The sequence below is a fragment of the Eubacterium ramulus ATCC 29099 genome (assembly GCF_000469345.1).
Taxonomy (GTDB): Bacteria; Bacillota; Clostridia; order Lachnospirales; family Lachnospiraceae; genus Eubacterium_I; species Eubacterium_I ramulus.
This window is the reverse complement of sequence record NZ_KI271164.1, coordinates 4,899-13,812: the sequence shown is the minus strand read 5'-3', so window position 1 is coordinate 13,812 and position 8,914 is coordinate 4,899. Positions and strand designations below refer to the sequence as shown.

The following is an 8,914-nucleotide window of genomic DNA, read 5'->3' as shown; positions in this document are numbered from 1 at the left end:
TTCGATACACCCTCTTATTGGACGCTTACCCTGTATTCTTTTAATCAAGATACATCATATATAACAATTTATGGCAACAAAAAAAGAAGATGGCAAACACATTGGTTCCATCTTCTTTATATACTATCTATTATTAATCATACATATCATCGATAAAAAGATCTTTATTTTTCATACTAATATGCTTTGTGATACAAGCATTCATTTCATTCCTTAATTGTTCTATTGTTCTATGTGTATAGAATTTTTCTGTAACATCATCTATTTCATGTCCCACAATCAATTTCAGAATGTACTGATCCATTTTATTAGACTTTCCAATCGTAATAAATGTATGACGACATTCGTGCGGGGTATGTGTCATTTTATTTCTTTCCATTACTTTATTAAATCTACCCCTATATTTATCATAGGTCATTTCCATTCCAGTTTGACTTGTTTCATCATTGAACAAATATTCAGAATGAAGTTTCATTGCTTCATCATACCTTTTTCTAATAAGTGGTTCTATTAGCGGATGTATTGGAACAATTCTATTTCTTCCTGCATCTGATTTTAAACCACCAGACATAATTCCTTTTTCAAGATCAATATCTGCTACTTGTAATATTGCTAATTCTTGCGGTCTCCACCCTGAATATATCTGAATCAATACCATATCCGTAAATCCAAATTCAATATTATCCCATAAAATATCAATTTCTTCATTTGAAAACGGTATTTTAAGTCTTTTATTCTTTTCTTTTTCCTCTAGTATTTCAGCATCAATCTTATAATTTCTCGCATAGTTTGTAAAAACCACCTCATGCGCCATTGCATAATCAAACATCAGATTGAACATAGATTTCATTCTGGATTTCGTTCCGGCTGAAGCCATTCTCTTCTTTCCTTTATCTTTTCCCTTATCTTGAATAATATATCCATCATCCATACAACCAGACAAATGATATACCCGAATATCCTTCATTCTCATATTATACAAAGAAGAACAATACTTATATGCCGCTTTTACCGTTCTAATAGCAGCTGGAGTGATTTTTTTAAAATATTCTTCCGTCCATTTTTCGTAACATTCAGCAAACGTAATCTTGTCAGCATCTAAATCATATGGGTTCTCATTATATGCAGCAAGCGCCTGTAATGCTTTTTGTTTTGTTTCATAATATCCAAGCGTCTTATACTTTTGAACTTGTTTATCTTCCACCAGATCATAAACAAATCCGTCTGTAATTCTAGCCCTCCATGGTTTTCGCCTTTTTCCTTTCAATTTGTGCACACTGCCGTATCCATTAGGTAATTTCATCGTAATCCATCCTTCCGCTTTTCAAATGAAAACTACTGTCCATTTGTGTATTATTTGTGTATTACGCATTGTGTATTACCTGTGTATTACGTGTGTATTATATACAAAAATTGAGGGCTTGTCAAAACGAACCAAGCCCTCAAAAAGTCAGTATTTATGCGGTTTTCTTAGAACTTACCAGCCTTAGCAGCTTCCTCTACGGAAACGGCTACTGCTACTGTAGCACCAACCATTGGGTTGTTACCCATACCGATTAAGCCCATCATCTCTACATGAGCCGGTACAGAAGAAGAACCAGCAAACTGTGCATCAGAATGCATACGTCCCATTGTATCTGTCATACCATAGGAAGCAGGACCTGCACCCATGTTATCCGGATGAAGTGTACGTCCTGTACCACCGCCGGATGCTACTGAGAAGTATTTTTTACCCTGCTCGATACACTCTTTTTTGTATGTACCTGCTACCGGATGCTGGAAACGTGTCGGGTTGGTGGAGTTACCTGTGATAGATACACCAACGTTCTCATGATGCATGATTGCAACACCTTCCTGAACATCATCTGCACCGTAACATTTTACGGAAGCACGAAGTCCTTTAGAATATGATTTCTCATATACAACGTTCAGTTTTGCTTCTTTGTAGTCATATTTTGTCTCTACAAATGTGAAACCGTTGATACGGGAAATAATCTGAGCTGCATCTTTTCCAAGACCGTTCAGGATAACACGTAACGGTTTCTGACGTACTTTGTTTGCTTTCTCAGCAATACCGATTGCGCCCTCAGCTGCTGCGAATGACTCATGACCAGCTAAGAAACAGAAGCACTCTGTCTCCTCTTCCAGAAGCATTTTTCCAAGGTTACCATGTCCCAGACCTACTTTACGATGATCTGCTACAGAACCCGGGATGCAGAAAGCCTGAAGACCTTCTCCAATTGCTGCAGCTGCCTCAGAAGCTTTGCGGCATCCTTTTTTGATTGCGATAGCTGCACCTACTGTATAAGCCCAGCATGCATTCTCAAAACAGATCGGCTGGATTTTCTTTACCTGATCGTATACATCCAGACCAGCATCTTTTGTGATTTTCTCTGCTTCTTCGATAGAAGCAATTCCATAACTATTTAAAACAGAATTGATCTGGTCAATTCTTCTTTCATATGATTCAAATAAAGCCATTGTCCATTACTCCTTTCTCGGATCGATGATTTTTGCTGCATCAGCTACACGGCCATACTGACCTTTTGCTTTCTCCCATGCAGTATTCGGATCATCGCCATTTTTGATAAAGTCAGTCATTTTGCCAAGGCTTACGAACTGATATCCGATTACCTCATTATCCTCATCCAGAGCAATGCCTGTTACATAGCCTTCTGCCATTTCCAGATAACGAACACCTTTTTCTTTTGTTGCATACATTGTACCAACCTGAGAACGAAGTCCTTTACCAAGATCTTCAAGACCGGCACCGATTGCCAGACCATCATCAGAAAAAGCACTCTGAGTTCTACCATATACAATCTGTAAGAACAGCTCTCTCATTGCTGTATTGATTGCATCACAGACAAGGTCTGTATTTAATGCCTCTAAAATTGTTTTTCCCTGTAAAATCTCTGCTGCCATCGCTGCGGAATGAGTCATACCGGAACATCCGATTGTCTCGATCAAAGCCTCCTCGATGATACCGTTTTTTACATTCAGAGTCAGCTTACATGCACCCTGCTGCGGAGCACACCAGCCCACACCGTGTGTAAAACCGGAAATGTCTTCAATTTTTTTGGAGTGAACCCATTTTCCCTCTTCCGGGATTGGAGCAGGTTCATGTTTTGCGCCTTTTGCAACCGGGCACATCAATTCTACTTCTTTGGAATAAATCATTGTAAAACTCCTTTCTATGTATGAATGTTTTTGAAAGAGATCCTATACGCTATACCTATCCTTTATTGATTTTCATAGAAAACATATATTATTTCCTATCATGTGTCAACCGGGTTTTCTGCACAGGATTACTTTGTTATTTTTTTAACATCCGTATGTATTTTGACACATTTTTCATCATTCGTAAAGTCTTTTCCGACATTTTTTTTACAAAATTTCTCATGTATCAAAAATAGCACAAATGAGTCATGACTAATTACTGTTTTTCTACAATTTCATTACGGTTTTTATAAATAGAATGTGCAGGTACTACTCCACGGACTGCAGATAACGGATATACATTGCTTTCCGGACAGATCACAGTTCCCGGGTTTAACACGGAATTGCATCCTACTTCGACATTATTTCCAAGCATTGCGCCGAATTTCTTTCTTCCGGTAGCAATTTCTTCTTTGCCATCACGTACTACAACCAATGTTTTATCAGACTTGACATTTGAAGTAATGGAACCTGCCCCCATGTGCGCTTTGTATCCAAGAATCGAATCGCCCACATAGTTGTAATGCGGAACCTGTACTTTGTTAAACAGAATGACATTTTTTAATTCTGTAGAATTTCCTACAACCGCACCTTTTCCAACAATAGCTGAGCCGCGGATAAATGCACAATGGCGAACTTCCGCTTCCTCATCAATGATCAGAGGACTTCCAAGAAATGCCGTCGGTGCAACCTTTGCATTTTTAGCTACCCATACATCTTCGCCACGTTTCTCATATTTCTCCGGATCCAGAGTGGCACCCAGTCTTTTGATATAATCAGAAAGTCCGTCCAAAAGTTCCCACGGATACTCTGCTGTTTCCATATATTCTTTTGCGATTGTCTCATTTAAATCGTACATATTTACAATCTTACACTGTTCCATTTTCTGCTTTAATTCCTTTCATACTATGTTTTTCATCAATCTTATTGTGCCACGTTTTCCACTCTTTTTCCAGTCCTTTTTTTCTGAATTATCCGTATTGGTAAAAATTACTGTCTGCAATAAAAAGAACCCTGCCCCGTGCAACATATCTGTCACATAAGTCAGAGTTCCCTTTTACTATATGAAACTGTCTATATTTTTCTCTGAAACAGCACATATATCCACACTTTATTTCAGTTTTTCTGTATCCGGATTTGTGATTACTTCTTTCCAGTTCTCCGGATCTTTTTTCTGCATTGCTTTTGCGTAAGCCCAGAACGGAATTCCGAGTACGATATAAACAATCAGAACAATCCATGCATTCCGATCCATCGTTGTAATTGTCACATAAATAACGTACACACAGAAAATGATAGACGCAATACCAAAAAACCACGGAATCCGCAATTTATACGGACGTTCCCATTCCGGATGAGAACGACGCAGTTTCAGGAAGGACAGTGCAACAAGCAAATATACAACTCCGGCTGTTAATCCGTAAATCGTATAAATATAATTTACCCATGCATCCGGTGCAAATACCGTAAAGTAAATAGATAAAATACCAACGATGATATTTGCCAGAAACGGCTGTCCATGTTTGTTTACCTTTGCCAGCTTTTTCGTAAACTGTGCCTGCTTTGCAGCTCCAAACAGAGTACGGGACGCGCACATCCAGAATCCGGACAATGTGGTCAGACAGGTTCCTGTTCCCATGATAACAATTACAATACCAAGCCAGTGCATATCGATCATATCGGCAACACGCGGATCTACGATATCTGTCTGAAGCACCCAGTCCTGCGAAATAATTCCACCGACACCGACAACAGCCATACCATAGATCAATACTGTAAACCCAAGAGAACCAACAAATGCTTTCCACATTTTCTTTTTCGGGAAGTTTGCTTCCTCGGACAACTGCGGAATCAGATCAAATCCGATAAATTTCATGATCAACAACGCAATGGCTGCTGAAAATCCCTTTCCACCGGACGGGAACAGATTCCCTCTAAAATTAGAAAAACTCCAGGAGCCACTGCAAATAAAGATTACAGAGGCTGCCAGTGAAACAATCAATGTTGCCCAAAACAAAATACTCTGCAGTTTTGCAATAAATTTTAATTCTTTATTGGTCAGGAAAAACCATACAACAAGAATGATTGCCGCAACCAGCTTTGTCTGTCCGGAAGTGATCGGATGAAGATATCCAATCATGCTTGCTATACCGTAAGATACAGTAGGCATCGCCATAACATAAAGTAACAGCACAAACCAACAGCAAACCCATCCGGTGTTCCATCCAAATGCATTGGAAACCCAGACATTTTCACCGCCTGCATACGGCAGCATGGTTGTCATCTCTGCATAAATAAAACATAATGGTAACACAAATACTGCACACAGGATCAGTGCTAATAAAGAACCTGTACCGGTCAGACTAAACCAATACTGAATCTCCACCATCCACGCAGCAATCATTCCGCCGGCAGCCAATGCGATCAGCTGCGGCAATTTCAATGTTTTCTTTAATCCCTGTTCCATTTTTTACACTTCTTTCTCTCAACAACTATTCCTAATGAATAATCTTATTTTGTAATCTCTCCCTTCCCCCATATATTTATATCGTCGCATCCCCCAGACACGTTTTTATTTACGGTTTTTCTCAATTACCTCGATGGTCTCATCGGAAGATAATACGTTACAGTAGATCACATTCATGATCTTCAACTCTGCATCATGCAGTTCCTGATCTGCTGCCGCACAACCATCTTCCACACAAATAATTTTGAAATCATTATCTGCCAGATCACGAATCGTACTTGCCACGCACTGATCTGTCACAATACCGCAGACTACAATCGTCTCAATGCCCATGTTCTGCATCAGACGTACATAATTTGTTCCTGTAACAACACTATCTGTTGTCTTATTTACCACGATTTCATTATCCTGTGGAGCAAGCTCGTCGATCATAGCCGCATTTACAGAATTTACCGGAAGCAGCATTCCGTTCCATCCTTCGGATTTCTGTACTGCACAGCGATCTTCACCGTTATCCAGCAAGCAGGCAATTCTTCCATATGTAACATACATATTGTTTGCCCGGAAATAATCCAACATTTTTTTGCAGGCTGGAATTGTCACATTATCCAGTCTGTCATGGAATGGAATCCAACGCTCCCATTCTCCCATTTCCTTAAACTGCAATGCTTCCCCCATATCTCTGCGCACAAATTCATTCTGCATATCAATGATCAGCAATGCTGTTTTTTTCGGATCCAGTTCGATATCCGGAAATTCTGTCATCGTCTGATAGTAAAAGGATAAATACTTTGGATTTGGTTTCATTTTTTCGCCCTCGTTTTTTCTTCAGAATGTTATCTGATTTTTATAGGTAAAAAGCACTTCAGGTAAAACTCCCAAAGTGCTCCTTCGCTTAACGTGTCATATTATACATGCTGTTCTATATAAAAGCAAGTGTTTTTTATGATTTACGTGTATATTTATTCAATTTTATTGCATATTATGCATATTTTTACGAATCGATTTTTGGTTTTATCAGAAAGTAAAGCGGACATTCGCAATCCGCTTTCGTTACTTGCTTATTCTGCGTTCAAATGGAGCATACATCAATCAATGATGATTGTGATATGCCTGCGTCCGTAATGTTCTTTTATCACAAAGCATTCTTAACGTGATTTTTTATAGAATGGTGCCACCCGTTCAAAAGAATCCTTTATGATATACTGGTTCCGAAGTCCCAGTACACCACTTGTACGACTCTGAATAAAGTGTGTCAGTTTTGTCATATATTCCTCTGGGGTAATTGTACCCTCCGCCACATAATTCAGGCCTTTTTCCCAGCTTGCCGTCAGTTCGGGATTCAGCAGTGACTTGATGGATGCCGATACGGTATCATAAATCAGCTCTCCCTGTAAGGTCGGTGTAATAATCTGTGTCCTTTTATTCAGACTCAGGTATTTGTTATTCACCAGTTTCTTCAAAATCTCAGCACGGGTCGCACTGGTGCCGATACCAGAGCCTTTGATCTGCGCACGTAACTCCTCATCTTCAATCAGCTGTCCTGCATTTTCCATTGCAAGGATCATGGAACCGGAATTGTAACGTTTTGGCGGAGAAGTTTCTCCCTCCTTGATAGCATAACTCTTTACCGGAAGTGTCATACCTTTTTTGATTTTTGCAATTTGTTCCAGTAAATGTGCATCGCCGCTTTTTTCATTGGAATCTGCATCATTTTGACTGGTTGTATCTTCTGTCTTTTTCTTCCGGAAGGAATATTCCATCACCTTCAGATACCCAGGATCTGCTAACACCTTAAAGGAAGCAAAAAAACGTTCTGTCTCCATCCCCATTGTCAGACTCACTTTTTTATAAATAGCCGGTTCGTAAAAAATAGCAAGGAAACGACGTACAATCGTCTCATATACTTTCAGTGAAACCGGATTTAAACCTCGCATAGCTCCAAGTCCCTGACCGGTCGGAATAATTGCATAATGGTCTGTGATCATTTTATCGTTGACATAACGTGTCTTCGCAATCTGTTTGTAGCTTTCTTTCTCAAGAATTTCTTCTGCAAATGGACGCACCATATTGATCCCTTTTAATCCGGAAATATTCTTTGAAATCTCCTTCGCCACAGCACTGGAAAGTACACGGGCATCGGTACGCGGATAGGTTACCATCTTTTTCTCATACAGTTCCTGCACTACACGTAAAGTCTCATCGGGACTGATCTTAAACAGTTTTGAACAATCATTCTGAAGTTCTGCCAGATTGTACAGTAAAGGTGGATTTTTCTTTTCCTGTTTGCGTTCCACTGACATGACTGCTGCTTCCTGCGGTTCCAGGCTTTTCATCCAGTTGATCAATTCCTGTGCATCTTTCTTTTCCCGAAAACCGTTTTCCTTATAAAGTTTCGGTGTACCAAAATATTTTGATCCGGGAACTGCGCGCCATTCGCCTTCAATGGTCAGGCCTTCAAATTCCATACTGTTTAACACACGATAAAACGGCGTTTTTACAAACTCACGGATTTCCCGTTCACGTCGCACTACCATGCCGAGCACACAGGTCATAACACGTCCGACGGAAATGACCGTATATTTCTGATTTAGAAAACCAGCCAATGTATTGCCATATTTTAGTGTCAGCAATCTTGAAAAATTGATTCCCATCAGATAATCTTCTTTGGCTCGCAGATATGCAGATTCCGATAAATTATCATATTCTGACAAATCTTTTGCTTCATGGATCCCGCGTAAAATTTCTTCTTCCGTCTGAGAATCAATCCATACACGACGGCGGTCTTTGCCCTTCACGCCTGCCATCTGTTCCACCAGACGGTAGATGTATTCTCCTTCCCGTCCGGAGTCAGTACAGACGTAAATGGTATCTACATCCGAACGATTCAACAAGTTCGATACAATTTTAAACTGCTTACTCACCCCCGGAATCACTTCATATTTAAAGGTTTCCGGAATAAACGGCAAGGTCGCCAGACTCCATTTTTTGAACTTCATATCATAGGCTTCCGGATAACTCATAGTTACCAGATGTCCTACACACCAGGTAATGACCGCATGTTCTGATTCCTGATAACCATCAAAGGTACGCATATCTTCTTTCAGTGCCTTGGCAAATTCACGAGCCACACTTGGTTTTTCTGCTATGTATAAAGATTTTCCCATTCAAACTCCTTATTAACTATTGTTTCTACTATTCAAGTCGAACGCACGTGAGACTTGGTGC

The 8,914-nt window shown here is 39.7% G+C and carries 7 protein-coding genes; all 7 read right to left on the bottom strand.

The window, feature by feature from the left end:
• Window positions 1–133: 133 nt before the first annotated feature.
• The 7 genes from HMPREF0373_RS12305 to HMPREF0373_RS12275 all read right to left on the bottom strand — a co-directional run bounded on the left by HMPREF0373_RS12305 (window position 134) and on the right by HMPREF0373_RS12275 (window position 8,853).
• On the bottom strand, window positions 134–1,303 hold the full coding sequence (locus HMPREF0373_RS12305) for a tyrosine-type recombinase/integrase (protein ID WP_021740066.1): 1,170 nt from the start codon (window positions 1,301–1,303) through the stop codon (window positions 134–136).
• Between the two features lie 167 nt (window positions 1,304–1,470).
• Window positions 1,471–2,481 carry a GGGtGRT protein gene (locus tag HMPREF0373_RS12300; RefSeq protein ID WP_021740065.1) on the bottom strand — a complete coding sequence of 337 codons (1,011 nt, stop codon included), beginning with the start codon at window positions 2,479–2,481 and terminating at the stop codon, window positions 1,471–1,473.
• Window positions 2,482–2,487: 6 nt separating this feature from the next.
• Window positions 2,488–3,180, bottom strand: a complete 693-nt coding sequence (locus tag HMPREF0373_RS12295) for an iron-sulfur cluster assembly scaffold protein (protein WP_021740064.1) — start codon at window positions 3,178–3,180, stop codon at window positions 2,488–2,490.
• 256 nt (window positions 3,181–3,436) lie between these two features.
• Window positions 3,437–4,102 carry an LbetaH domain-containing protein gene (locus HMPREF0373_RS12290; RefSeq protein WP_021740063.1) on the bottom strand — a complete coding sequence of 222 codons (666 nt, stop codon included), beginning with the start codon at window positions 4,100–4,102 and terminating at the stop codon, window positions 3,437–3,439.
• Window positions 4,103–4,330: 228 nt separating this feature from the next.
• The gene (locus HMPREF0373_RS12285; protein WP_021740061.1) at window positions 4,331–5,686 is read right to left on the bottom strand and encodes an APC family permease; all 1,356 of its coding nucleotides are present in this window, start codon (window positions 5,684–5,686) and stop codon (window positions 4,331–4,333) included.
• Between the two features lie 105 nt (window positions 5,687–5,791).
• Window positions 5,792–6,493, bottom strand: a complete 702-nt coding sequence (locus HMPREF0373_RS12280; RefSeq protein WP_021740060.1) for a cysteine hydrolase family protein — start codon at window positions 6,491–6,493, stop codon at window positions 5,792–5,794.
• Window positions 6,494–6,834: 341 nt separating this feature from the next.
• The gene (locus HMPREF0373_RS12275; RefSeq protein ID WP_021740058.1) at window positions 6,835–8,853 is read right to left on the bottom strand and encodes a DNA topoisomerase; all 2,019 of its coding nucleotides are present in this window, start codon (window positions 8,851–8,853) and stop codon (window positions 6,835–6,837) included.
• Window positions 8,854–8,914 lie beyond the last annotated feature (61 nt).

Coding starts and splice junctions, on each gene's coding strand:
- HMPREF0373_RS12305 (WP_021740066.1), bottom strand. CDS start 1,303: ATGAAATTACCTAATGGATACGGCAGTGTGCACAAATTGAAAGGAAAA.
- HMPREF0373_RS12300 (WP_021740065.1), bottom strand. CDS start 2,481: ATGGCTTTATTTGAATCATATGAAAGAAGAATTGACCAGATCAATTCT.
- HMPREF0373_RS12295 (WP_021740064.1), bottom strand. CDS start 3,180: ATGATTTATTCCAAAGAAGTAGAATTGATGTGCCCGGTTGCAAAAGGC.
- HMPREF0373_RS12290 (WP_021740063.1), bottom strand. CDS start 4,102: ATGGAACAGTGTAAGATTGTAAATATGTACGATTTAAATGAGACAATC.
- HMPREF0373_RS12285 (WP_021740061.1), bottom strand. CDS start 5,686: ATGGAACAGGGATTAAAGAAAACATTGAAATTGCCGCAGCTGATCGCA.
- HMPREF0373_RS12280 (WP_021740060.1), bottom strand. CDS start 6,493: ATGAAACCAAATCCAAAGTATTTATCCTTTTACTATCAGACGATGACA.
- HMPREF0373_RS12275 (WP_021740058.1), bottom strand. CDS start 8,853: ATGGGAAAATCTTTATACATAGCAGAAAAACCAAGTGTGGCTCGTGAA.